This window comes from Streptomyces exfoliatus, assembly GCF_000725545.1.
Classification (GTDB): domain Bacteria; phylum Actinomycetota; class Actinomycetes; order Streptomycetales; family Streptomycetaceae; genus Streptomyces; species Streptomyces exfoliatus.
The window spans coordinates 132,859-156,776 of the sequence record NZ_JNZP01000002.1 but is presented as its reverse complement, the minus strand read 5'-3'; the positions used below and the strand labels follow the sequence as shown (position 1 = coordinate 156,776).

The following is a 23,918-nucleotide window of genomic DNA, read 5'->3' as shown; positions in this document are numbered from 1 at the left end:
GTCCCGGAAACGGCAACAAAGATTGCCCGGGTGTGCCCCGCCCCGCACCCTGACGGCGGAGGTGATCGCCATGACCGGCGCCAACAACACCACGAACACCACGGACACCACGGACTCCCGGGGTGCGTACGACGTCATCGTGATAGGCGGCGGGGCGGGCGGGCTGAACGCCGCGCTCGTGCTCGCCCGGGCCCGTCGCACCGTAGCCGTCGTCGACGCAGGGGCGCCCCGCAACGCTCCCTCGGCCCACATGCACAGCTTCCTCTCCCGTGACGGTGTCCCCCCGCTCACCGTGCTCGAGGTCGGCCGCGCGGAGATCGCGCGCTACGGCGCGGTCCGGATCGACGGCAGGGTGGACCAGGTGGAGCCCGCGGAGACCGGCGGGTACGTGGTGCGCCTCGACGGAGGCGCGACGCTTGACGCCCGGCACGTCGTGCTCGCCACCGGGCTGCACGACGAACTGCCCGACATCCCCGGCGTGCGCGCGATGTGGGGACAGGACGTGCACTTCTGCCCGTACTGCCACGGCTACGAGGTCCGCGACCAGCCGATCGTCGTCCTCGGGGTCCACCCCGCCTCGCCGGGACAGGCCCTGCTGCTGCGCCAGTGGTCGAGCCGCGTCACCTACGTCCCGCACGACCGGCCGCTCACCGAGGAGGAGCGGGAGCGCATGGACGCGCGGGGCGTCGAGGTGGCCGAGGGGACGGTGTCCGCCCTGCTCGCCAAGGACGGCCGGCTCCACGCGGTGGAGCTCGCCGACGGGCGCTCGCTGGAGTGCGCCGGAGTGTTCCTCTTCCCGAAGATGACCCCGAACGACGGGGCCTTCGCGGGACTCGGCTGCGAGAAGGACGAGCAGGGCTGGCTGGTCACCGACCGGGCGGGCCGCACGAGCCGCCCCGGCCTGTGGGCCGTCGGCAACGTGATCGACCCGCGCGCCCAGGCCGTCACGGCGGCCGGCATGGGAGCCGCGGCCGCCTTCGCCCTCAACCACGACCTCGTGGACGAGGAGATCGAACGCGACCTCGCCGCCCACCGGGCCGCCGGCCGGCCGGCAGCGGCGCCCGTCGCCGCGTCCTGAGCGGCCGCGTCACCGCTGCCGCAGAGCGCGCCCGCCCCCGGCTCACGAGTCGGAGGCGGGCGCCCGGCGTGTCGGCCGGGCGCGTACGTGCATCCGCTCGCCCTGCCGGCCGAAGAGACTCAGGACCTCGACCGGGCCGTCCCCCGCGCTGCCGAACCAGTGCGGCAGACGCGTCTCGAACTCGGCGACCTCGCCGGGGTCGAGGACGATGTCGTGGTCGGCCAGGACGAGGCGCAGCCGCCCGGAGAGCACGTACAGCCACTCGTACCCCTCGTGGGTGCACAGCTCCGGGGTGTCGCGGCTCGCCGGCAGGACCATCTTGTAGCTCTGCAGCGGACCGGGCTGGCGGGTCAGCGGCAGGACGGTGTTGCCGTTCACCGCGTGCGGCTTGAGTCGGACGCGCGGATCGCCCACCTCCGGAGCGCCGACCAGTTCGTCGAGCGGGACCTGGTGGGCCTGGGCGATGGGCAGCAGGAGTTCGAGGCTGGGACGGCGCTGCCCCGCCTCCAGGCGGGACAGCGTGCTCTTGGAGATGCCGGTGGCCTCCGAAAGGGCGGCGAGGGTGACACCGCGCGCGGTGCGCACCCGCTTGAGCCGGGGACCGACCGCGGACAGGGCCTGGGTGATGGTCGAGGACTGCTCCACGCCGTCATTAGACCGAGTGCGTCCCGAAGTCGCAACCAGAGGTGCCGATTTGGCAACATCCCGCTCCCCGCAGGGCCCGGCCCGCCCCCGGCCTGCCTCTGGACCGCCCGGGGTCCGCCTCTGGACCGCCCCCGGCCCGGCTCCGGAGCCGGGCCTAGAGCCCGAGGGACCGCCCGATCAGCTCCTTCATCACCTCCGTCGTCCCGCCGTAGATCGTCTGCACCCGGCTGTTGGCCCACTCCCGGGAGATCGCGCTCTCCTTCAGATAGCCGAAGCCGCCGTGGATCTGGAGGCAGCGGTGGGCGATGTCGACCTGGAGCTCCGTCGTCCACCACTTCACCTTCGCCGCGTCCGTCACCGAGAGCCGTCCCGCGTTGAGTTCGGCGACGCAGTGGTCGAGGAACACCCGGGCGACCGTCAGTTCGGTGTCCATCGTGGCCAGCTGGAAGCGGTTGTGCTGGAAGGTGCCGATGGCCTGGCCGAAAGCCTCGCGGGTCTTGGCGTACTCCAGGGTGTCCGCGAGCATCCGCTCGATCGCCCCCACCGCCACGGTGGCGATGCTCAGTCGCTCGCGGGGCAGCCCGGCCATCATGTACGCGAGCCCGGCGTTCTCCCTGCCGATCAGATTCCCGGCCGGCACCCGGCAGCCGTCGAAGAACAGCTCGCAGGTGTCGCTGGCGTGCCAGCCCAGCTTCTCCATGCGCCGCCCACGGGTGAACCCGGGCGCGCCGCGCTCCACCACGAGCAGGCTGATGCCCTGCGCGCCGCGCTCGGGGGCGGTCTTGGCGGCGACCACGACGACGTCCGCGTTCTCGCCGTTGGTGATGAACGTCTTCTGCCCGTCGAGGACATAGGAGTCACCGTCGCGGACCGCCGTGGTGCGGATGTCGGCCACGTTGGAGCCGGCGTCGGGCTCGCTCATCGCGATCGCCGCGATCAGCTCACCCGAGCAGAGCCCCGGCAGCCAGCGCTTGCGCTGCTCCTCGGTGGTGCGGTCGGCGAGATAGGTGGCGATGACGTCGTTGTGCGCCACGAACCCCGGCGCCGTCGCGCGGGCCCACATGATCTCCTGCGAGAAGACCGCGGGGAAGCGGAAGTCGGGCTCGCCGCCCCCGCCGTACGCGGGGTCCACACCGATGCCGAGGAGCCCCGCCCGCCCGGCCTTGCGCCACACCTCGCGGTCGACGATGCCGTCCCGCTCCCACCGGGCGTGGTGCGGCACGACCTCGCGGTGGAGGAACTCCCGGCACGTCATCCGGAACTGCTCGTGCTCCGCCTCGTACCTGCTGGGTGCCACGCGGTCACCCCTTCCCGGGGTCGGTGTCGTCGACGATGGTGGTCAGGGTGTCCCCAGGGCGCCGCACGGCGGCGAAGTGACCGCCGTCGATCTCGACCCGGCGGACCGGGGCCGAGCTGTGCGGCGACCACTGCCAGACCTTCTCCGGCGGGGCGTGCACGTCCTCCCGGGCGGCGATCAGGGTGAGCGGGAAGTCCACCCGCAGCCCCGACGCCTCCCGGGCGAACTCGGCCCGGACCGTGTCGTCCTCCCGGAGCATCCGCAGCAGGATCCGGCTCATCGTCGGGTCGGCGAGCACGGCCTGCGGCGTTCCCCCGTCGGCGGCGGTCCTGGCGAGCAGCTCCTCGTCGGTGACGGAGTCGAGCAGCGGCCCCGGCCGCTGGAGCCGGGGCGGAACGGCCCCGGACAGCACGGCCCGCTCCGGCGGCACGCCGACCCGGCGGGTCACCTCCGCGGCCACCGCGAGGCTCGTCGTCGCACCGAAGCTGTGCCCGAAGGTGGCCCAGCGCGGGCCGGGGGTCCGGTCCCGTTCGGCGAACAGATCGGCGACGACCTGTTCGGCCATGGACCGCACCAGGGCCTGGAAGCCGGCCGCCCTCCGCTCCCGGCGGCGGGTGCCCCGGCCCGGCGCGTCCACGCCACGGACCAGGAGGCGCGGCTCGCCCAGGGCCTGCCAGCCCCGGTAGACCAGCGAGGTCGCCCCGGCGTGCGGAAAGCAGTAGAGCCGTACGGGGGGACTGGGCGCAGACGGCACGTTCACTCCTTCGTGTTCCGGGCCAGCTTCTCGGCCAGCATCAGGGTGGTCAGGTTGGTGGGCGCGCTGGGGATGGTCGGGAAGAGCGAGGCGTCGGCGATCCGCAGGTTCCGGGTGCCGCGCACCCGGCCTTCCTGGTCGGCGACCGCCCACGGGTCGCCGTCCGGCCCCATCCGGCAGGAACCGGCCGCGTGCCAGCCGGGGTTCATGATGTGGCGGACGCCGCTGCGCAGCACGCCGTCGTTGGCGACCATCCGGTCGCTCCAGAACTGGGTACGGGTCAGGCGGCCCGACAGGCCGGGGGAGCGCAGGAAGCCCCACGCCCGGCGGACGCCGTGGCAGAGGCGTTCCACGTCCTCGGGGTCGGTGCCGAGGCCCAGCTCGATGACGGGCGCCGCCCGCGGGTCGGCGCTGTCGAGGAAGACCCGCCCGCGGGAGCGCGGGCGCAGCAGCATCACCGAGATGCCGACGACCAGCGGCCAGCCGAGGCGGTCGACGAAGCCGGGGATGGTGTGGCTCTCCACGTTGTTGAGGAGCCCCGCCTGGATGTCCACGTCGTCGTCGAAGCCGCTGCTCATCCGGGCCGCGACCTGCCGCCAGGGCAGGCCGGGCGTGCAGACCCCGTCGGCGGGCTTGGACCAGATGACCACCGAGGGGTGGTCCACCAGGTCACGGCCCACCCCGGGGAGGTCCGCCACGGGCGTGACGCCGAGGGACCTGAGCAGTCCCGCGGGGCCGACGCCGGAGCGCTGGAGGATGACCGGCGTGCCCACGGCCCCGGCGCTCAGGACGACGTGCCGGGCCCGGATCGTGGTGAGCGTGCCGTCGAGCTCGGCCTCGACACCGACGGCCCGGTCCTTCTCGAACAGCACCCGGGTGACCCGGACGCCGGTGCGCAGCCTGAGGTTGGGCAGGTCGCGGACGCCTTCGAGGAAGGCGGTGGAGGCGTCGATGCGTTCGCCGTCGACGGCGTTGCCGGGGATCGGGCCGACCCCGGCCTCCAGGCCGGCGTTGAGGTCCGGCAGATCGGCGACGCCCTGCCGGTTGCACTCCTCCCAGAACGCCGCGTCCAGCTCGTGCACCTGACCGCGCGGGGTGCGGCGGATCGGCAGCGGCCCGCCGTCCCCGTGCAGACGGCCGGGGAAGTCGGCGTCGTCCTCGATGTCCTTGTAGTACGGCAGCACCTGCTCCCACGACCAGTCCGGGTTGCCGTGCGCCTCCCAGGCGGCGAAGTCGCGGGGCAGCCCGCGCAGGGCGATGGCGCCGTTGACGGCGGAGCCGCCGCCGACGACCTTGCCGAGCTGGTACGGGAATCGCTCCCACAGGGCGCGGGCACCCGCCCGGCCGCCCGGGGCGGTGGCGGGCGCGTCGGTACGCCCCTGGATCAGCATCTCCCAAGGGGCCCCGCTGGTACGGAGGTTGGCCCGGTAGTCCCAGTTGTGGCCGGCCAGGACGAGCCGCCCGGCGTCGGCCAGCGGATGGGACCGGCCCCGGGGGCGCGGCTGGTCCTCGCCTGCCTCCAGGAGCAGGACGTTCCCGGAGTCGCGGGCGGCGAGCCGGGCGGCGGTCACGGCTCCGGCGGAGCCCGCTCCGACGATCACGTACTCCCACTCGCGGACCGCGGCGACGGGCTCGGACGCGACGGGCTCGGGGGTGGGGTGTACGGGGGTGGCGTGTACGGAGGCGACGGGCTCGGGGGCGGCGGTCACGCGGCGGACTCCTCGACGGATGCGATCAGTTCGGCGAACGAGGCGATCGACGCGTTCATGAACAGGCCCTCGACCATCTCCTGCTCCATGTCGGCCCCGATCCCGAACTCCGTACGCAGCAGCGCGAGGAGACCGACGGCGTGCAGGGAGTCCCCGCCGATGTCGAAGAAGCCCTCCTCCACACCGAAGTCGTCGTGACCGAGCTGCTGGGACCAGAGCGCGAAGAGACGCTCCTCGACCCGGCCGCGGGGCGCCACGTGCGCGGAGGCGGTGGCGGGCTCCTCGTTCCACGGCGTGGGAAGCGCCCGGTGGTCGATCTTGCCGTTCGTCGTCACGGGAAGGGTGTCCAGGGTCAGGAAGCGGCTGGGCACCATGTAGCCGGGCAGCAGCGCGGTCAGCGCCTCGCGCAGCTCGGCCGGGTCCGGGTCCGTGCCGGGCTCGGGCACCACGTACGCGACGATCTGCCGCTGCCCGGTACGGGCGTGGGCGGGCGCGGTGACGAGCGCGGTGCGCACCTCCGGCCGGCGCAGCAGGGCGGCCTCGATCTCGCCCAGCTCGACCCGGTAGCCGTTGATCTTCACCTGGAAGTCCTCGCGGCCGAGGATCTCGATGTCGCCGCCCGGCAGATAGCGGCCGAGGTCGCCGGTGCGGTAGACGCGCTCCCCGGTGACCGGGTGGACGGGGAAGCGTTCGGCGGTGCGCTCGGGGTCGCCCAGATAGCCCTGGGCCACGCCGACGCCGCCGATGTGGATCTCGCCGGTGACGCCCACGGGGGACGGCTCCAGCCACTGGTTGAACACGTGCATGGTCTGGTTGGCCAGCGGCTTCCCGTAGGGGATGCTCGACCACTCGGGCCGGACGGTGTCGACCGGGTGGTGGATCGACCAGATCGAACCCTCCGTGGCGCCGCCGAGGCTGATCACCCGCATCGCCGGGATCTTCTCCCGGATGCGGTTCGGGAGGTCCACCGGGATCCAGTCGCCGCTCAGCAGGGCGAGCCGCAGCCGGCAGCCGCGCGGGACGCCCCCTTCGCCGAGCGAGTCGATCCACATCCGCATCGGGGCGGGCACGCTGTTCCAGATCGTCACGCCGTAGCGGCCGACGAGCTGCGACCAGTGGGCGATGTCGCTGCCGCGCGCCGGGTCGGGCACGACGACGGTGCCGCCGGCGCCCAGGACGCCGAAGACGTCGTACACCGACAGGTCGAAGCCGGCAGGGGCGAGCGCCATCACCCGGTCCTCCTCGCCCACGGAGAAGCGCCGGTTGACGTCCTGCACGGTGTTGGCGGCGCTCCGGTGGGTGATCATCACGCCCTTGGGCTCGCCGGTGGAGCCCGAGGTGAAGATGACGTACGCCAGGTCGTCGGGGCCCTGCCGGCGCTCCGGCGCCTCTGCGGGACACGCGAGGGTGGCGGCGTCCTCCGAGGTCACCACCGTCACGCCCGGCGGCCAGGCCAGCTTGTCCCGCAGCTCCGGATCGGTCACCACGGCCCGCACCGAACATCGGGCGAGCAGCTTCAGGCGCCGCTCCTCGGGCAGTTCCGGGTCGATCGCCACGTACGCCGCGCCGGTGTGCAGTACGCCGAGCAGCGCCGAGAACTGGGCGGCGCCCGGCCGCATCGACACCGCGACGATCTCGTCCGGCCCGGCGCCCGGGTCCGTGAGCAGGCGGTGCGCGATCCGGTGGGCGTCCTCGGTGAGCCGGCGGTACGTGGTCTCCGCGCCGGGCGTGATCACCGCGACCGCGTCGGGGCGCCGCGCCGCCGCCTCGGCGACCAGCTCGTGGAGGAGTGCCGGCGGAATGTCCTCGGCGGTGGCGTTGGCCCGCTCGCGCTCCTCGGCGTCCGTGGCGGGCAGCGGCACGATCCCCCGGGTGGCCTCCCACACCGCCGCGTCGTCGGCCAGCCGGTCGAGCAGCGTCACGTACGCCTCGAACATGGCCTCGAGCGTGCCCTCGGGGAACAGGCCCTCGACCGCGTTCCAGTTCACCGAGAGGCGGTCGTCCAGCTCCAGGATCTGGTTCTCCAGCCACACCTGAGGGGTCCGGCTGTGGTCGTGGACCAGCTCCCCGAAGGCCTCCAGGCTCCGGGACCGCGGCGCGCCGTCGCCGTCGTCCTCCCCGGCGCCGAGCGTGCTGGAGAAGACCACGGGCATGGACGCGCGGCCGTCGTCCCGGCGGCGGGCGAGGTCGCGCAGCACCCGGATGCCGCCGTGCGCGGAGTGCGCGAGGTCGTCGAGAGCCCGCCGCTGCAGGTCCCGGGCCCGCTGCCCGAAGGTCTCCTCGGGCCGACCGCCGACGGCGAGCAGGCTGGGGGAGAGGAAGTCGCCCATGATGCGGCCGAGTTGAGGGTGGCTGCCGAGCCGGTGGAACTGGGTGACGGTCAGGGTGAACTCCTGCCGCCGCGACCACGTCCGCACCACCTCGGCGTACGCGGCGAGCAGCACGCCCGACGCGGTGAGACCGTTCCGGTCGGCCGCCGCCCGCAGCGCCTCCCATCGCTCCGGCGCGAGGACCGCCCGATGCCGGACGAAGCGCGGGACGCCGAGCTGTTCGGGCGCCGTGGCCAGCGGCAGCTCGGGCGCGGGGGGCAGGGCGTCCAGGTGGTCCGCCCAGTACGCGGCGGCCTCCTTGCCCGGGGTGTCGGCGCGCAGCTCCTCCTGCGCGAGCACGTGGTCGCGGAACGAGAGCTCAAGGGGCTCGGGAAGCCACGCGGGGTCGTCGTAGAACCGGCGCCACTCGTCGAGCAGCAGGTAGAGGCCGCGCATGTCGAGGAAGAGCAGGTCCACCGCCAGGTGGAGCCGCACCCGGTCGCCGTCGAGCAGCGTGGCCCGGGCGTCGAGCAGCGGCGCCCGGTCCACCGGCAGCACCTGCTCCGTCAACTCGGCGCGTATGCGCTCCACTTCGGCCGACTGCTCGGCTGCGGTCCGGCCGCGCAGGTCCGTGCCGCGCACGAGGCACGGCTCGGCCTCGCCGGCGGGCAGGACGCGCTGCGTCTGGTCCGGCCCCACCACGGTGCGCAGCGCGTCGTGCCGGTCGACGACCCTCCCGAGGGCCTCGGTCAGCCGGTCCACGTCGAGACCGGGACAGTCGAACTCCAGGTAGTACTGGCTGGAGATGCCGCCGAGTTCCAGGCTTTTGTGGCGGCCGATCAGATAGGCCTGCTGAATGTCGGTGAGCGGGAACGGTTCATGACGGTGCTCGGGCCGGGGTGTGAGATCCGGCAGCCGGACTTCCTCGGGACCGGGGTGGCCCGCACCGCCGCGCAGCTTCGCGAAAAGATCCTCCATCGACGTCCGCCTCTTTTCATCGGATGCCCTGGCGGGCTTTCGAATTCGTGTACGGAAAACGACATTAGGCAGCGGGCGTAAACGGCCTCAATACGGTCGGACCGTAGGGACGACCGTAGGATTTGGCCCGTGCCCGACCTGCACGGGACCGCCGCTGGACCGGCGCTGGACCGCCCCGGTCGAGCCCGGTGGGCGGCATTGACCAGGGGTGGTGACCCGGCGACATCATCGGGGCATGGAAATTCAGGAAACCCCGGGGACGGCCGGGAAACGCATACTCGTCGGTGCCACAGGATCCATTGCGGTGACCCGGCTTCCTTCGTACATCGAGGCGATGCGCCGACAGATCGCGGGCAGCACGTTCACGGTTCTGCTGACGCACACCGCGACCTCCTTCCTTTCCCCCGAGAGCCTGGCGCTCTTCGCCGAGCGGGTGGTGAGCGGGGAATCCCCGGCGGACTGGCCGACCGACAAGCCGTCCCGGCTCGCCGCCGACCACGACGTGCTCGCGGTCCTGCCGGCCACCGCCCACACGCTCGCCGCCGCGGCGGGCGGCGCGGCGCCCAACCGGCTGATGACGGTCGCGCTTTCGGTGGACTGTCCCGTCGTGTACTTCCCGGTGATGGGTGCCCGGATGTGGCACAAGCCGGCCGTCCGGCGGAACATCGCCCGGATCCGCGAGGACGGGGCCCTCGTCAACGAGCCGGAGTGGCACGACGCCTTCGACCCGACCACGGGGACCGCGAGCCACCACCCCGGCCTGCCGTCACCGGAGGCGGTGGCCGTGGTGATCGACGACCTCCTCGCCAAGCGGCACTGACCTCCTCCGACGACGAGTGGGGCCCCGCCGGATCCGGTCCGGCGGGGCCCCACTCGTCGTCGGAGGAGGTCAGGCGGCTATGGCGGTCGCCTCGACCTCGATGAGGAAGTCGGGTTCGGCGAGCGTGGCGACCCCGACCAGGGTGGTGGGCCGGATGACGTCGGCGCCGAGCTGCGCCGCCGCGCGCTCCGCGCCCGCCATGATCGCGTCCCACTTGTCGAGCGACCAGTCCACGACGTACATGGTCAGGCGCAGGACGTCGTCGAAGGTGGCTCCGGCCGCGGCGAGTCCGGTGGCGATGTTGAGGTAGACCTGCTCGGTCTGTGCCGCGAGGTCGCCCATGCCCACCGGCTCACCGTCGGCGGTACGCGGCGTCTGGCCGCTGAGGAACACCACCCGGCTGCCGGTGCCGACGGCCAGCTGCCGCCAGCCGTAGGGCTTGGGGAGGCCGGACGGGTCGATCGCCTCTACTGCCATTGCATGTCCTCTCTCAGGGTGCGGAAGGGCGGGACGGGGTCAGCTGTTCTCGCGGCAGGTCGCGTAGTACTTGCGCAGCAGGCTGACGAGCTCGGGGTCGAAGCGGGAGGCGAAGAGCAGTTCGGCCGGCGGGGTGAACTCCGGGTCCAGCTCGTCGGCCCAGGCGAGGGTGGCCGGCCGCAGGTCCATCTCGATCCACTGGTGCCACTCGACGGGGATCGTCCAGTCCTGCTCGTAGCCGATGCCCATCTGGTGGTCGATGAGGAGGTCCACGATCTCCTGACGGCTGCCCGCCCTGATGGGCTGCCGGAGCGGGCCGAACCGGTCCAGGTCGGCCTGGGGCCGCTCGCCCAGGATCCGGGCGGCGAAGTCCCGGGCGAGCAACGGGGAGAGGTGCAGCCCGTCGCGGTAGGTGCCGGTCATGATCCACAGGCCTTGCATGCCGCCCTCGCCGAGCAGCGGGAACCCGTCCATGGACACGGGTCGGTTGCCGACCTGGACCTTGGTGACGTCGCTGTTCCAGAGGCTGCGGCGGACCTGGCGGTGGGCGCACTGGAGGAGGAAGACCAGGTCGCGCATCTCGGCGGTGTCGCGCGGCTCCACGGAGATGACGTTGGTGGCGCCGAGGTAGACGTGTCCGTCGCCGCGGGGGACGACGTGGAGCCCGCAGGCGAAGGAGCGGTTCGGGGTCCGGATGACGCTGTCGGGAGTGGTTCCGTCCACGGACTTGACCAGGGCGGACACGCCGTAGCCGCTGACGAGACGGGGGATGCGGGGGCCGACGGGCAGGCTGTCGAGGAGTTCCTGCGTGCGGGCTCCCGCGGCAAGCGTCACCTGGTCGGCGGCGATCGTCCGCCCGGAGGCCGTGACGACTCCGCTCACCCGCTCGCCCTGGTACGCGACCCGCGCGGCGAACTCGGGGACGAGGACGGCGCCGGCCCGGACGGCCGCCGACTCCAGGCGTTCCAGGAGGGCGGAGGCGTCGACCGCGTGCTCCCCCGGTATGTGGAAGGCCTTCAGCGGGCGGGAGATCGGCTCCGCGTCCACCCAGTCGAGGTCGGAGGGCTCGACGTCCTCGAACGGCTCCTCGTAGCGGGTGAGTTCGGCTCGGATCGCGTTGTAGTTGGCGTCGTCGATCTCGGCGGTGCCGATGGTGTTGAGGACGACGGTGGTGCCCTCGGCGGTCTTGATGTCGGCGCCTTCGGTGCCGTCCTCGAGCTCCGCCAGCCACTGGGGCCACAGGTCCTTGGCGTGGATGCCGAGTTCCAGCTTGGCCCGGCCGTGCTCGGTGGCGAGCAGCGAGGTGGTGACCTCGCCGAAACAGCCGAGCATGGCACCGGCCGCGGCCGAGCCGGCCCAGGGCCGGTGCGGCAGGCCGAGCACGGCCACGCGCTGTCCCCGCTGTGCCAGGACCCAGGCGAGCGAGAGCCCGAGGACTCCGTTGCCGGCGATGACGACGTCGAAACCGGTTGCCGTGCCGTGTGTGTTCCCGTTGGCGCTCATGACATTCCCATCTTCCGGGGCGGTTCGTGTCGCCCAGTCGTGAATCGGATGGTCCGAACTGACGGCCCGCGGGGTGATCCGGGGAATTCTCGGGCGGGCCGGGGAATCGGAGATCAGCGGCGGAGGAACTCGTACATCGTGAAGTCCATGTGCACGATTCCGCGCTCGTCGGTGTGGGCGGCGATCACCGGGGAGTCGCCGAATTCGGCGGCGGGCAGCTCGACGGACTCGCTGCGGTAGCGGTGGCCTTCGAAGCCCGCTTCCGCGGCCGCCCGCAGCATCTTGTCCCTGTTGCCCATCGCCTCGCTGGTGCCCAGGTAGACCCGCCCGTCCGCCGCCAGGCGGGGCACCACGTCACGGAAGAACCTGCGGACCATCTCGTACCCGGGGTCGAAGACCGCGCGTTCGATCTGCCCGGCGTACGGGCGGCTCGCGGGCGCCTCGATGAACGGGGTGTTCCAGAAGACGAGGTCGAACGCCTCGCCGGGCTCCAGGGCGTCGAACAGATCGCTGGTCAGGGCCGTGACCCGGTCGGACACCCCGTGCCGCTCGGCGTTGCGCCGGGTGTTCTCCGCCGCCGCCGGGTTGATGTCCAGGGCCACCACGTGCTCGCTGCCGCGCCGGGCCGCGAGCACCGCGGCGACGCCCGCGCCGCACCCCATCTCCAGGAAGCGGCCGCCCTTCTCGTACGGCACCCAGGAGGCGAAGAGACCGGGCCCCGGATCCGTGTACGGGGGAAAGACCTCGGGAAGCAGATCCCATTCCATGTCGAGCAGCGAGAAGGTCAGCTGCGTCGGACGGTCCGGGCTCTGGATCTGCGACACCACCCAATTGCCGAGTTCGTAACCGAGTTCGTTGTCCATGAGAACCTCCCTCAGGGGAGCCGCGGAGAAAGACCCTTCGGGTCTTTCTCCGCGGCTCCGGGCGATGGAATGTTTCCGGCGGAGATGACGGAGGACGCGAAGCCGGACGGAGAGGCGACGAGCGCGCGGCGCCGTCAGTTCTCGCCGGCCGGGGCACTCCGGGCCCGGTTGCGGGCCATCGTCCGGTCGATCAGGACGACCGGGATGGTGAGGACGGCCAGGCCGGCGCCCAGCCAGGGGATCGACGTCAGACCGGCACCGGCGCCGAGCGCGATGCCCGCGAGCACGGGGACGATGCTGATGCCGAGCTGGAACATGGAGACGGCGGTGGCTCCGGCAAGGGTCGGCGCCTCTGCCGCCACGGTGAACACCCGCCCGTAGATGGCCGGGTTGAGGATGAATCCGGCGACGCCCAGGAGCAGGACGAGGACGACGACGGCGACGGCTGACTCGGCGAGCAGCGCGAGCAGGACGGACGTGACCAGGATGCCGCCGGCCCCGATGAGGAGCGCGTGATGGGGCCGCCCGTCGGCGATCCTGCCGCCGATGGACAGACCGACGAAGGCACCGACGCCGAACAGGACCAGGATCGGCGGCACCCAGACGGAGTCGATGCCGGTGGTGTCCGTAAGGAACGCCGCCAGGTAGTTGTACGAGATCATGTAGGCGGCCGTGCTCAGCAGGGTCGCCGCGTACACCACCCACAGCTGCGGCTGCCGCATCGTGCGCAGCTCCCGCCGCACGCTGGGCTCCTGGGCGGCCCGGGTCGCGGGCACGGCGACCGCCGTCGAGACCGCGCCGAGGACGGTCAGCGCGACCACCGCCCAGAACCCGCCCCGCCAGCCGGTGAAGTGGCTGAGCAGCGCGCCGGCCGGACCGCCGCCGACCATGGCGATGCTCAGTCCGCTGACGACCACGCCGGACGCCCGCGCGGTGCGGTCCGGGGTGACGAGACCGATCGCGGTGACCGCGGCGACCGCCCAGAACCCGGCGTAGGCGAGACCGGCCAGGAAGCGGGTGACGAGGAGCACGGTGAAGTTGTCCGTCACGATGCCGACGGCCACGCTGACGGCGAACACGACCTGCGAGACGACCAGGGTGGTCCGCCGCGGCCAGCGGAGCGTCAGTACGGCGAGCGGCGGACCGCCGATCACCACGCCGATGGCGAACGCCGAGATCAGCGCGCCCGCGGACGACAGGGAGATCTTCAGGTCGTCGGCGATGTCCGGCAGGACGCCGGCGAGCAGGAACTCGGCGCTGCCCATCGCGAACAGGCTGAACGCCAGCAGGTACACGGCGAACGGCAGCCCGTCGCCCGCCTTGCCGGACGCGGTCGGCTGGACCTCGGCCTCGACGCTCATCGGCCGCCACCTCCCGGCACCTCGATGACCGACTGCCGGACGACCGGCACGTGGGTGACGCCGGGCACCGGCCCGGAACTGGTCGGACGCATGGGTGAACTCCTTGCTCGGATGGTTCGGGGGACGGATCAGGGCGGGTGCGCGCCGGCTGATCGTGGTGATCACCAGTGGTCCCCATGCTGGAACCGAGCGTGGCGGACGGACAACATTTGTTGCCGATACCGGGACGCGGGAACGGGCTCCGGCGGGGCTTCCCCCGCGGTCCTGCCCTCCGGTCAGTCGTCACCGGGCAGGGCCTCGCCCCAGCCCCACTTCTTGATGGTGGTGCGGCTCGTCGGACCCACCCCCGGCTGCGAGTTGGCCATCGCGCGCCGCGAGCCGAACTCGATGTAGCCGACGAACGCCGAGCGGAACTCCGCGTCCTCGGGAAGGCCCACGGCGTCCATGGCCTCCAGCATCAGTTCCACCCAGCGCGCCCGCTGCTCCGGCCTGACGGCTCGGCCGCGGTGCCGGGAGACCATGTGCGGGTAGCCGCCGTGGTCCTCCGTGTAGCGCTCGGGCCCGCCGAGGACCTCCCCGATGAAGGTCGCGACGTGCTGCGGGTGGTCGTCCGTCATGTGCTGGAAGAGCGGGGCGAGCAGCTCGTCCTTGCGGACGCGCCGGTAGAAGTCCTCGGTGAGCCGTTCAAGGGCTTCGGCGCCGCCGGCCCATTCGTAGAGGGTGGGGGTCTTGTCGTTCACGGTGTGACCTTTCGCTCGGCCGTCCTGGGTCGGGGTGTGCTCAGCACGCGTACAGGTCGAACGTCGGTGTGGGCCGGCCGCCCTGGGCTACCGAGTCGAGCCGGGGATCGACCGAGAGCATCGCCTGGTGCAGCCGCTGGAGTCGCGGAGCGGGTTCGAGGCCCAGCTGCTCGATCAGTCGCCGGCGCAGCCCGCGGTACAGGTCCAGCGCGGCGGACTGCCGCCCCGAGCGGTAGAACGCGACCATGGCCTGGGCGTGCAGCCGCTCGTCATATGGGTGATGTGTCGTCAGCTGCACGAGCTCGGGCAGGAGTTCGCCGTGCAGGCCGAGGCTCAGCTCGGCGTCGATGCGGCGCTCGGTCGCGAGCAGCCGGTGCTCTTCGAGGCCGGCGGCCTCGGTCCGCAGCGCGGCCCCGGCCCGTACGTCCACGAGCGCGGCTCCCCGCCACAGCGCCAGGGCCTGGCGCAGCAGCCGGGACGCCAGCTCGTTGTCGCCGTCCGCGAAGGCCGCGTGGCCGGCCTGGGCGGTCCGCCGGAACGCGAAGGCGTCCACGTCCTCCTCGGCGATCCGCAGCTGGTAGCCGCCGTGCGCGGTGACCAGCAGCTCCCGGGCGCCGGCCGGGCCGTCAGGACCGCCGAGGGCGGCGGCCAGGAGCCGGCGCAGCCTCAGGATGTACGTCTGGAAGGTGGCGTGCGCGCTGTACGGGGGCACGGTCCCCCACAGCTCCTCCCGCAGCGCGGTCACCGGGACGAACTGCCCCGGGCGGAGAGCGAGGAGCGCCAGAATCTGCCGCTGCTTCGCCGCCGAGGGGACGATCGGAAATCCGCCCGTCTCCGCGTGCAGCGGGCCAAGAACCTGAATTCTCACGCGTCCTCCGTCAGTCGCATATGCCCTCTCCGGATTCTCGGTCTCGGCCGAGCGGCTGCTCCGGGAAGGAACGTAGGAGTGCGGGGGTGAGGCCCTCAATACGGTCCGACCGTAGGGCTGACCGAAGAATCTGCGGCCTTGCTCGTCCTACGGTCGTGCGGCCCCCGGACATGACGGAACGGCCCGCGGCGGAAACTCCGCGGGCCGTTCGGACTTCGGGGCATTGCGAGAGGAAGGCGGGCCGGGGCGTTTCGTGGATCACGCCCGGCGCGCCGGAGTAATCGCGCCGGTCAGGCCCGGCACAGGCGGGCGGTGTGCACGGTGACCGCCGTGAGGTAGAAGACGTCGGGACGCCACAGGACGCCGGTGCAGGCGTCGCCGTCCACCAGTTGCTCCAGGGTCAGCCGGTCGACGAGGTCGAGCCGCTCGCCGAGCTCGTCGAGCGCGCGCCGCAGCCGGGCGTGCAGGTGCCGGCGCGGGGCCAGGTCCAGCGGAGCGGGGAAGTCGACCAGGAAGGTACGGGTGCCGGCCGGGACGAGCCCGGCGGAGGCCAGCAGGCACGGCCAGTCCTCGACCACGGAGGTGGACCCGGGCAGCCGGGCCCGCGTGGCGGCGAACCGCGCTTCGAGAGCGGCGTCCAGGCGGGCCTGGAGGCCGGGCCGTCCGATGCCGATGTCCCGGGGCAGGAAGCGGGGCGGCAGCCCGCGTTCGGCGACGGCGAGCATCCCGCCGGGCCGCAGCGCGGACGCCAGGCTCCGCAGCGCCTGCTGCTGGTCGCCCAGATGACGGCAGACGTTGCCGGTCCAGATCAGGTCGGCGGGTCCCAGCCGGCCGAACTCGTCGGGCCGCTCGGCCCGCACGGTGGTGACCCGTCCGCTCAGCCCGCTCTCCGCGGCGCGGACCAGAGCCCGGTCGAGGAGCGCGGGGGACCGGTCCACCGCGACGACGTCCGCCTCGGCGAAGACCTCGGCCAGGACGCAGGAGGCCACGCCCGGCCCGCTGCCCACGTCGAGGACCCGGCGGACCGGCGCCGTGCCTTGGCGCCCGGGGCCGAGCAGGCCGCGCAGCCAGTGCGCCGCGTCCGTCAGGAAACCGGAGTGCGGTTCCGCCTCTTGCTCCGGCCCGGCGCCGAGATCCTCGTCGTCGAGGCCCTCGGCGGGGTGTGTGGATGTCATACGGTCACCTCCGGCGGTCAGGATGGGGGCGCCCCGCGTCCCGGACAACTCTTGTTGCCGATTCCGGAACCGGCCCCGCCGGTCAGTACGTGGCCGCCGCGGACAGCATGCGGCGCAGGGCCCGCGGCCGGATCAGATCCCCCGTGAAGGTGTCCAGGAGCTCCGCCCGGGCGGTCAGCGGGAAGTAGTGGTCACCCGGGAACACCGCCGTACGCAGGGCGCGCCGGGTGCACCGGTGCCAGCCGGCCAGGTCCGCCGCCGTGACGCTCCGGTCCCGCAGTCCGCGCATCGCCGTGACCGGGCAGTGCACGACATGGCGCGGGTCCCGGCGGTACGCCTCCATGACGGTGAGGTCCGCGCGCAGCGCGGCGAGCTCCCGGGCCGCGCGCCGCGGGTCCGGGTCGACCGGAGGCATCCGGCCCCGCTCCCTGAGCCCGCGGACCATGGCCGCGTCCGGCAGACGGCCGAGCGCCCGCTCGGGCGCGAGCCGGTGCGGCACGCCGGAGCCGGACACGTACAGCCGGTCGGCCACCGCGTCGTGCTCCCATTCGAGCCGGGCCGCGATCTCGTACGCGAGGAGGGCGCCGAAGCCGTGCCCGTACAGCGCGAACGGACGGTCGCACATGCGGGCCACGTACGGCATGACCTCGGCGAGGAGCGGTTCGATTCCGTCGTACGGGCGGGTGCGCGGATGGCGGCCGCGGCCGGGCAGCTCCACCGGCGTGACGACCACCGAGGGGCCGAGGGCCTCGGCCCAGGGCAGGTACACGCCCGCCGACACCCCCTCGAACGGGAGGCAGAACAGCCGGACCGAGTTGTCGGCGCCCGCGGCGCCGGAACCGCTCATCGGCCCGCCCCCGCCCACCACGCGCCGGCGCGCCCGACGGTCGCCCCCGACGGACGACGCTCCTCACTGATCACGGTCACGCGGGCACCGGTCCCTCCATCAGATTCTCGCCATTAGGTCGCGGGCGAATATGTCAGAACGCGCGGGGAGTGCTTTCCGCATCGCTCACTGGTCACCGCGAGATGCCTGGGAAACGTACCCGTGCGGTACCCGCACCCATCAATACGGGAGGACCGAAGTAATGGCCGAAGGAACATGCCTCGAATCCTTCGGGAGGAACCGGTCATACAAATTCGGCGCACGCCCGTGCTAGCGTCGGAGCGCATCAGAGGTGTACGCCGTTCACCGGTGATCGGGGGGCCGAAGTGGAGGCTCGGACTCTTCTCCACACCGTCGGAAGAAGCCCTTTCTGCCAGGGAGTCGACGGCCCGGTCATGACCGGATAACGACCCTGACGACGCGCATTCACTCTTCAGGCAGGAGGCGCAGGACCGTGCCCCAGGAACTGTTCGGCAGGAGCGAGGAATCGAAGGTCATCACCGGGATGCTCCACGCCGCGAGAGGTGGCGCGGGCTCGGTGGCGCTGGTGGAGGGGATCATCGGCACGGGCAAGACCTCCCTCCTGCGCTGGGCCGAGGAGACCGCCCGAGAACAGGGCATGGTCGTACTCTCCGCCACGGCGTCCCCCGCCGAACAGCGCTTCTCGCTCGGCGTCGTGCACCAGCTCCTCGGGACGCTCCCCGAGACCGCCCACGGCTGGGAACGCGCCTTCGCGTCGGGCGGAGCCCCGCCGGGCGGCGGACCCGACGAACCCGACTACCCGCTGCTCGCGGAACTGTGCGCCGCGGTGGGCAGGGCCGCCCGGCGCACCCCCATCCTCCTGACGGTCGACTGCGTCCACCACGCCGACAGCAGGTCCCTGCTCTGGCTGGGCTTCCTCAGCCGCCGCCTGGACAACCTCCCCGTCGTCCTGCTCGCCACCAAACGCTGCGGCGAACCGGCGAGCGACCAGCACCTCCTCGTCGAACTCATGGAGGGCGTCCGCGCCGACCGGCACATCCACCTGCACGACCTCAGCCCCAGCGCCGCCTTCGACCTGGCCGCCGCCCTCCAGGGCCACGACCACGAGTCCGTGGACGCGCTCGTCGCGGGAACGGGCGGCAACCCCTACCTGCTCACCGAGCGGTTACGGACCGCGCCGACCGGCCCCGCCGGCAGGGGGCCGGCGGACGCGCCGGACGAGGGGCTGCGCCTCCAGGCCGTCAAGGAACGCATCCTGTGCATGCTCAGACGGCTCGACCCGCACGGCCTCGACGTCGCCAGGGCCGCCAGCATCCTGGGCGCCCCCCTCGACCCCTCCATCCTCGCCGCCCTCTGCGGCGTGTCCACCGAAGACGCCTGCCGCACCCTCGGCCGGCTCACCGAGTCGGGACTGCTCTGCTCCCACGACATGACGTTCCGTCACCCCGTGCTCGCGGAACTCCTCTACGAGGACATCCCCTGCGCCGACCGCGCCGAACTCCACCGCCTCGCCGCCTGCTTCATGCGACGCCGCAGCGCCTCCTGCGAGGACGTCGCCGCCCACCTGCTGCGCTCCCACCGCCTGGACGAGCCGTGGATGGCACGGCTGCTGCTCGACGTCGCCCAGGGCATGGTCGGCCGCGACCCCGCGGGCGCCCGGCGGCTGATCGAGAAGGCCGTCCTGCACGGCCTGCCGGAGGACCAGTCAGCCCGCGCCGAGGGACTGCGGATCCAGGCGCTCACCGCCCTGGACCTGCCCGCCTCCGCCCGCGCGCTCACCGCCCACGCCGCCGGGGCCTGCGGCCCCGCCGAACGGCTCCGGGAGGCCCTGCGGCTCTCCGACATCCTCCTCAGGCTCGACGACCCCGCCTGCGCCCGCCAGGTCCTGGAGCACGCCAGGAGCGAGAGCGGCACCCCGGACCCCGCCACCGCCGCGCGACTGCGCGAACGGCTCACCCACATCCGGCTCCACGAGGGCACCTACCGGCCCGGCGACCGGGACGAGGACCGGCTCGAGCGCGTCCTGCTGCTGCGTACCGCCGCCGGGGACTCGGCCGCGGCGGTACGGAGGATCGCCGACCGCGTCCTCACCGTGCCCCGCGCCCCCTACGGTTCGACCACCTGGTACCACGCGCTCCTCGCCCTGCTCTGGGCGGGCGACGTCGACGAGGCCAGGCGCCACATCGACACCGAGGTACGGCTCGCGCACACCGAGGGCACCGTGACCCGGATCGCCGAGGCCCTGGCCGTACGCGGCCTGGTACAGCTCCACCGCGGCCTCCTCGCGGAGGCCGGGAGCGACGCCCGCACGGCACTCGACCTGCTCACCCGGATCGACGCCGACAAGTTCCACGTGGGGGCGCTCGCCCGCAGCGTCCTCATCGACGTGGCCCTGGAGAAGGACGACATCGCCGCGGCCGGCGCCCTGCTCGAAGAGGCCCCGCCCCTGCCCGGGGAGCAGCCCGTCACCTGGTGGCGGCTGCACCTCCTGCACAGCGCCGGACGGGCCCTGGGCCGGATGGGCCAGGCACAGCGCGGCCTCGCGCTGATCGCCCACTGCGGGGACGAGCTGACCCGCCGCGGCGTCGACAACCCGGCGATCCTGCCCTGGCTCTCCACCCGGTCCGCCCTCCAATCGGCCCTCGGGGACGGGGCGGCCGCCCGATGCGCCGCCAGGGAGGAGACCGAACGCGCCCGCCGCTGGGGCGCCCCCTTCGCCCTGGGCAGGGCCCTCGTCGCCCAGGCCTCGGCAGGCTCGGGACGCGAGGCGCTCCAGTTCGCCGAACAGGCCGCCGAAGTCCTCGAACCGGCCTCCGCGCCCCTGCTCTTCGCCCACGCCCTGTACGCGGCGGGGCGCGCCCACCGGCAGAGCGGCAGGGCCCGGCGCACCCGCGAACTGCTCCACCGCGCCAACGAGGTCGGCATCTCGCTCGGCGCCGACGGCCTGGTGGAGGCGGTGCAGCGGGAGCTGCGGGACGCGGGCGGGCGGCCCGACCCGCGCAAGGACTCCACCGAGTCGCTGCTCACCCCTACCGAACGGCAGGTATCCGAACTGGCGGCCCGCGGAATGAGCAACCGGGGCATAGCTCAGCTCCTGAAGGTGAGCCTGCGGAACGTCGAGTCCCATCTCACCCACTCGTACCGGAAGTTGCGCATCAGCGGCCGGCACGAGCTGACCCGGTACTTCCCGGCGGACGAGACCCCCGCCCCGGCGGCGGTGCTGCTCTACCAGCCCCGGCCGGCGCTCACTCCACCGCGTCGGCTCCGGACGGGCTGAGGGACGGGCTGACGGACGGAGCCTCGCGGGTGGCCACGTCGTCGTGCCCGGCCGTGCCGCCGTGCCCGGCCGTGTCGTCGCGTGCTGCCCGCGGCTCCGCGAACGCCCCGTCGAGCAGGACGACCAGCCCGGCGGTGAACCGCTCGTGGTCGCTCATCGACGCCACGAGCGGGGCGACCCTGCGTACCGTCGGGTAGTCCTCGTCCCCGCCCGGCACCGGCGGGTACGGGGCGGCCCGTACGGCCACCAGATGCCCCACCAGGTACTGCCAGATCGCCACGTCCAGGCGGGCGGCCTGCGCGTCGCTCATCCCGTCGCGGACGAGCGCGTCCAGGATGAACTCGGAGAGCCGCATCGAGGTGGCGCCGAGCAGCGCCCCGTCGAGCATCCCGGTGGCGATCCACCCGTGCTCCTCCATCACGCGGTGCGCGCTCTGCGCCGCCTCCAGGACGGCCGCCCTGGGATCGTCCCCCACCTCCGGGAGCACGATCCGCCGGGACACCTCGTCGAAGAGCAGGGACATCAGCTCCCGCTTGTCACTGACGTGCCGGTAGACGGCCGCCGGGGCCTTCCCCAGCTCGCCGGCGAGCTTGCGCATGCTGAGACCGGCCGCGCCCTCCCGCTCGAGCAGCCGCAGTCCCGCCGCCACGATGTGCGGACGGGTCAGCGGCTGCGTCGGACGCTCCGGCGCCGGTGTCTCACCGTGTCTCACCTGGCTCCTGCTCCACACCGCCGAACGCGGCGTTCACCGTAGGGGGCCTCGGGAGCGACATCGTCTCGTACCGCGACCGCCCGCGGTACGGGATCGGCCCTACCGAAACACGACTGTCGTGATTCCGCCACGCCGGTGGGCCCGCCGGGGCTCCTCCCGTCAGCGCCCCACGGGGTCGCCGTGAGCGCCGTCGTTCCGTCCGAGCAGCATCATGTGGCCGCCGTGACGCAACGGTGTGCCCACGTGGGGACGGGCCACCTCGTCGCCCGTCCGGGCGTCGACGAGATGCACCTCGCCATGGCCGCCGCGGGTCACGGCCACCCAGTCGGCGCCGGGCGAGGCGGCCACCGCGCGGCGCTCGACACCCTCCCAGGGAGTGCCGCCGCGCCGCGGCGCGCCGTCCATGGCGGGGAGGGGGACGCGGCGAAGCGTGTCGTCGGCACCGAGGAGCACCAGTTCGTCGCCGTCGGGGTGGATACGGGTGAAGGCGGTGTGGTCGCGAGCGAGGGCCAGCCGGAAGACCAGGCCGGTGCCGAGTTCGGTGCGGCGCGTGCGGCCCGTCTCCAGGTCGTGGCGCCAGGCCTGGTTGGTCCACTCCGGCCACCGCAGCGGGTCAGGAGCGCCGCCGCGCAGCGTGGTCCACAGGGCCCGCCGACGGGTGTCGAGACGGAGGTACCAGCCGCGGGCGGACGACTCCCAGGGGATCACAGGACCCGCCACGAGCGTGTCACCCTCCCTGCGGGCCGTGTGCACCCCCTCGCCCGTGGCCGCGAACACCCGCCCCGTGGCGGGGTCGTACGCGTCACCGTGCCCGTCGTCCGGCAGCGTCAGGAGCGCGTGGGGTCCGACCACGGGGCAGCCGGGCGGAGCCGCGAGGAGATCCGCGAAGCGGTGGACGGCGAGGGCGCCGGGCTCCCTGTGCCGCAGGACGACCAGCGGGTCGCCGCCGGCCGGCACCGTCACGCCCGGTTCGCCGACGCGCGTGCGCACCCGGTTGGCCTCGCCTGTGGACAGGTCGACGACCGTCAGAAGGTCGGACCAGGGCCCGGTGTTCTTGCCCAGGCCGGTCGTGACGGCCAGCAGGCGGCCGGACGGATCGCAGGCGAGATGCTCGGCGGGCACGGCGACCGGGACGCTCTGCCGCACCAGCTCCTCGCCGAAGGGGTCGAGCACCAGGAGCTCTCCCCGGCGGTCGTCGACGCAGGCGACCCGTCCTCCCGGCAGCGCCAGGAGGCCCGCGTGTTCGGAGAGATGACGTCCGGTGAGGCGGCCTATGACGCTGCCGTCCGGCACGGACAGGACGTGCACGGATCCGTCCACGTGGTCGGAGACGAGCAGGGCGGCGGCACGGGTGGTCATGGATCCTCCTGGAAGCCGGGCAGGTGAAAGTGAAAACGATTATCATGTATGTTCGTCGCGTTCCGGGTTCCTGCCGAGAAGCGAGGGCATCGATGCTGCACGCACCGTCCAGATTCGTCCGTAGTTGTCTCACCGCGGCGGTGGTGGGCTCCGTCCTGGTCGGCTGCGGCTCGACCGGGGGCGAGCCCGCGAACGACAAGGCGCGGCCCACCGCGAAGACCGAGGTCACCGTCGAACCGATCAAGGCGGCCACCGAGTTGACCGACGTGAAGGGCGTCAAGGTGTCCCTGGCGAAGGCGCCGGAACGGATCGTCTGCCTCTTCGCGCTCTGCGACGACATCCTGACCGAACTCGGCATCGTCCCGGCGGCCACCAACGGCGCCCTGCTCGCCCACCCCGCCTTCCTCGGGGAGGCCAAGGCCAAGCAGGTCGACGTCATCCCCGGCGGATTCATCGCCCCGGAGGTGGAGGCGATCCTCTCCCACAAGCCGGACCTCGTGATCGGCCTCGGTGACACCCACGGCAAGCTCGCCCCCGCGCTCAAGGGCGCCACGACGTTCTGGGCCATGCAGCCCGAGACGTGGGAGGACAGCGTGGGTTACCTGCGCGACGCCGCCGCCCTCACGGGCCGCACCGCGGAGGGGGAGAAGGCCGAGCGGGCCTTCCGGGCCAAGCTCGCCAAGGCCGAGAAGGCCCCGAGCGACAGGACCGCCCTCATCATCTACGGCAGCGACGAGAACTTCGGCGTCGCCACCCCGGAGGGCGACGTGACCGCCAGTCTCTTCCCCAAGATCGCCGACTACCCGTGGAAGTCGCGCGGGGTGGACGGAAGTTACAGCCTCGAAGAGATCCTCGCCCAGGACGTCGACGTGCTGTTCGTCGAGACGATGAGCTTCGGCGACGCGAACGGCAAGCTCTCGGAGAAGCTGGCGAAGAACCCCCTCTGGAGCAAGATCCCGGCCGTGAGGAACGGCGACGTCCACGAGGTGGACTCAGAAGTGTGGGCCAAGGGGCGCGGGACCCGTTCGCTGGGCATCGTCCTCGACGAGGCCACGGCCGCGCTGCGGTGAGGACGCCCTCCTCGGCGGCCGCCCCGGCGGATGCCACGGCCCTCCACGCGGAGGG

Annotated in this window: 19 protein-coding genes; 4 read left to right on the top strand and 15 right to left on the bottom strand. The window is 73.0% G+C overall.

Annotated elements, in window-relative coordinates; all coding sequences use genetic code 11:
• Positions 1-70 precede the first annotated feature (70 nt).
• On the top strand, positions 71-1,078 hold the full coding sequence (locus tag IO20_RS0103840) for an NAD(P)/FAD-dependent oxidoreductase (RefSeq protein ID WP_031126824.1): 1,008 nt from the start codon (positions 71-73) through the stop codon (positions 1,076-1,078).
• 42 nt (positions 1,079-1,120) lie between these two features.
• Here IO20_RS0103840 and IO20_RS0103835 read toward each other — a convergent pair whose 3' ends face one another.
• The 5 genes from IO20_RS0103835 to IO20_RS0103815 all read right to left on the bottom strand — a co-directional run bounded on the left by IO20_RS0103835 (position 1,121) and on the right by IO20_RS0103815 (position 8,770).
• Positions 1,121-1,723: a helix-turn-helix domain-containing protein gene (locus tag IO20_RS0103835; protein WP_030546117.1), complete on the bottom strand. Its 603-nt coding sequence runs from the start codon at positions 1,721-1,723 to the stop codon at positions 1,121-1,123.
• A gap of 154 nt (positions 1,724-1,877) precedes the next feature.
• Positions 1,878-3,020: an acyl-CoA dehydrogenase family protein gene (locus IO20_RS0103830; RefSeq protein ID WP_030546120.1), complete on the bottom strand. Its 1,143-nt coding sequence runs from the start codon at positions 3,018-3,020 to the stop codon at positions 1,878-1,880.
• A 4-nt stretch (positions 3,021-3,024) separates the two neighbouring features.
• A complete protein-coding gene (locus tag IO20_RS0103825; RefSeq protein ID WP_051874247.1) occupies positions 3,025-3,774 on the bottom strand; it encodes a thioesterase II family protein in 750 nt (249 codons plus the stop codon).
• Positions 3,775-3,776: 2 nt separating this feature from the next.
• Positions 3,777-5,483, bottom strand: a complete 1,707-nt coding sequence (locus IO20_RS0103820) for a GMC family oxidoreductase (protein ID WP_078945826.1) — start codon at positions 5,481-5,483, stop codon at positions 3,777-3,779.
• On the bottom strand, positions 5,480-8,770 hold the full coding sequence (locus IO20_RS0103815; protein ID WP_030546126.1) for a non-ribosomal peptide synthetase: 3,291 nt from the start codon (positions 8,768-8,770) through the stop codon (positions 5,480-5,482). The genes IO20_RS0103820 and IO20_RS0103815 overlap by 4 nt, the downstream gene beginning before the upstream one ends.
• A 235-nt stretch (positions 8,771-9,005) precedes the next feature.
• Between IO20_RS0103815 and IO20_RS0103810 the strand changes: the two genes are divergently transcribed.
• Entirely contained in the window at positions 9,006-9,590 is a 585-nt protein-coding gene (locus IO20_RS0103810; RefSeq protein WP_030546128.1) for a flavoprotein, read from the top strand.
• Between the two features lie 69 nt (positions 9,591-9,659).
• On the opposite strand, the gene IO20_RS0103805 is transcribed toward IO20_RS0103810, so the two are convergent.
• From IO20_RS0103805 to IO20_RS0103765, 8 genes are all read right to left on the bottom strand, one after another.
• Positions 9,660-10,067, bottom strand: a complete 408-nt coding sequence (locus IO20_RS0103805; RefSeq protein ID WP_030546130.1) for a RidA family protein — start codon at positions 10,065-10,067, stop codon at positions 9,660-9,662.
• 39 nt (positions 10,068-10,106) lie between these two features.
• Positions 10,107-11,570, bottom strand: coding sequence for an NAD(P)/FAD-dependent oxidoreductase (locus tag IO20_RS0103800; RefSeq protein ID WP_037634545.1), 1,464 nt, complete (start codon positions 11,568-11,570; stop codon positions 10,107-10,109).
• Positions 11,571-11,683: 113 nt separating this feature from the next.
• Entirely contained in the window at positions 11,684-12,433 is a 750-nt protein-coding gene (locus IO20_RS0103795) for a methyltransferase (RefSeq protein WP_030546134.1), read from the bottom strand.
• Positions 12,434-12,567: 134 nt separating this feature from the next.
• Positions 12,568-13,794, bottom strand: coding sequence for a Cmx/CmrA family chloramphenicol efflux MFS transporter (locus IO20_RS0103790; RefSeq protein ID WP_031126819.1), 1,227 nt, complete (start codon positions 13,792-13,794; stop codon positions 12,568-12,570).
• 275 nt (positions 13,795-14,069) lie between these two features.
• On the bottom strand, positions 14,070-14,534 hold the full coding sequence (locus IO20_RS0103780) for a group II truncated hemoglobin (RefSeq protein WP_030546138.1): 465 nt from the start codon (positions 14,532-14,534) through the stop codon (positions 14,070-14,072).
• A gap of 40 nt (positions 14,535-14,574) precedes the next feature.
• Positions 14,575-15,402 (bottom strand): AfsR/SARP family transcriptional regulator, encoded by an 828-nt coding sequence (locus IO20_RS0103775; protein WP_030546140.1) that lies wholly within the window; start codon positions 15,400-15,402, stop codon positions 14,575-14,577.
• Between the two features lie 290 nt (positions 15,403-15,692).
• On the bottom strand, positions 15,693-16,577 hold the full coding sequence (locus tag IO20_RS0103770) for a class I SAM-dependent methyltransferase (protein ID WP_031126817.1): 885 nt from the start codon (positions 16,575-16,577) through the stop codon (positions 15,693-15,695).
• 82 nt (positions 16,578-16,659) lie between these two features.
• Complete coding sequence (locus tag IO20_RS0103765) at positions 16,660-17,424, bottom strand: thioesterase II family protein (RefSeq protein WP_051874248.1); 765 nt, start codon at positions 17,422-17,424, stop codon at positions 16,660-16,662.
• Positions 17,425-17,917: 493 nt separating this feature from the next.
• Between IO20_RS0103765 and IO20_RS41955 the strand changes: the two genes are divergently transcribed.
• Complete coding sequence (locus IO20_RS41955; RefSeq protein WP_051874249.1) at positions 17,918-20,722, top strand: helix-turn-helix transcriptional regulator; 2,805 nt, start codon at positions 17,918-17,920, stop codon at positions 20,720-20,722.
• Here IO20_RS41955 and IO20_RS37430 read toward each other — a convergent pair.
• A complete protein-coding gene (locus IO20_RS37430; protein ID WP_051874250.1) occupies positions 20,691-21,434 on the bottom strand; it encodes a TetR/AcrR family transcriptional regulator in 744 nt (247 codons plus the stop codon). The two genes, IO20_RS41955 and IO20_RS37430, sit on opposite strands and share 32 nt — an antisense overlap.
• 159 nt (positions 21,435-21,593) lie before the next feature.
• On the bottom strand, positions 21,594-22,793 hold the full coding sequence (locus IO20_RS0103750) for a YncE family protein (protein WP_030546150.1): 1,200 nt from the start codon (positions 22,791-22,793) through the stop codon (positions 21,594-21,596).
• A 92-nt stretch (positions 22,794-22,885) separates the two neighbouring features.
• Between IO20_RS0103750 and IO20_RS0103745 the strand changes: the two genes are divergently transcribed.
• Positions 22,886-23,863 (top strand): ABC transporter substrate-binding protein, encoded by a 978-nt coding sequence (locus IO20_RS0103745; protein WP_211270339.1) that lies wholly within the window; start codon positions 22,886-22,888, stop codon positions 23,861-23,863.
• Positions 23,864-23,918 lie beyond the last annotated feature (55 nt).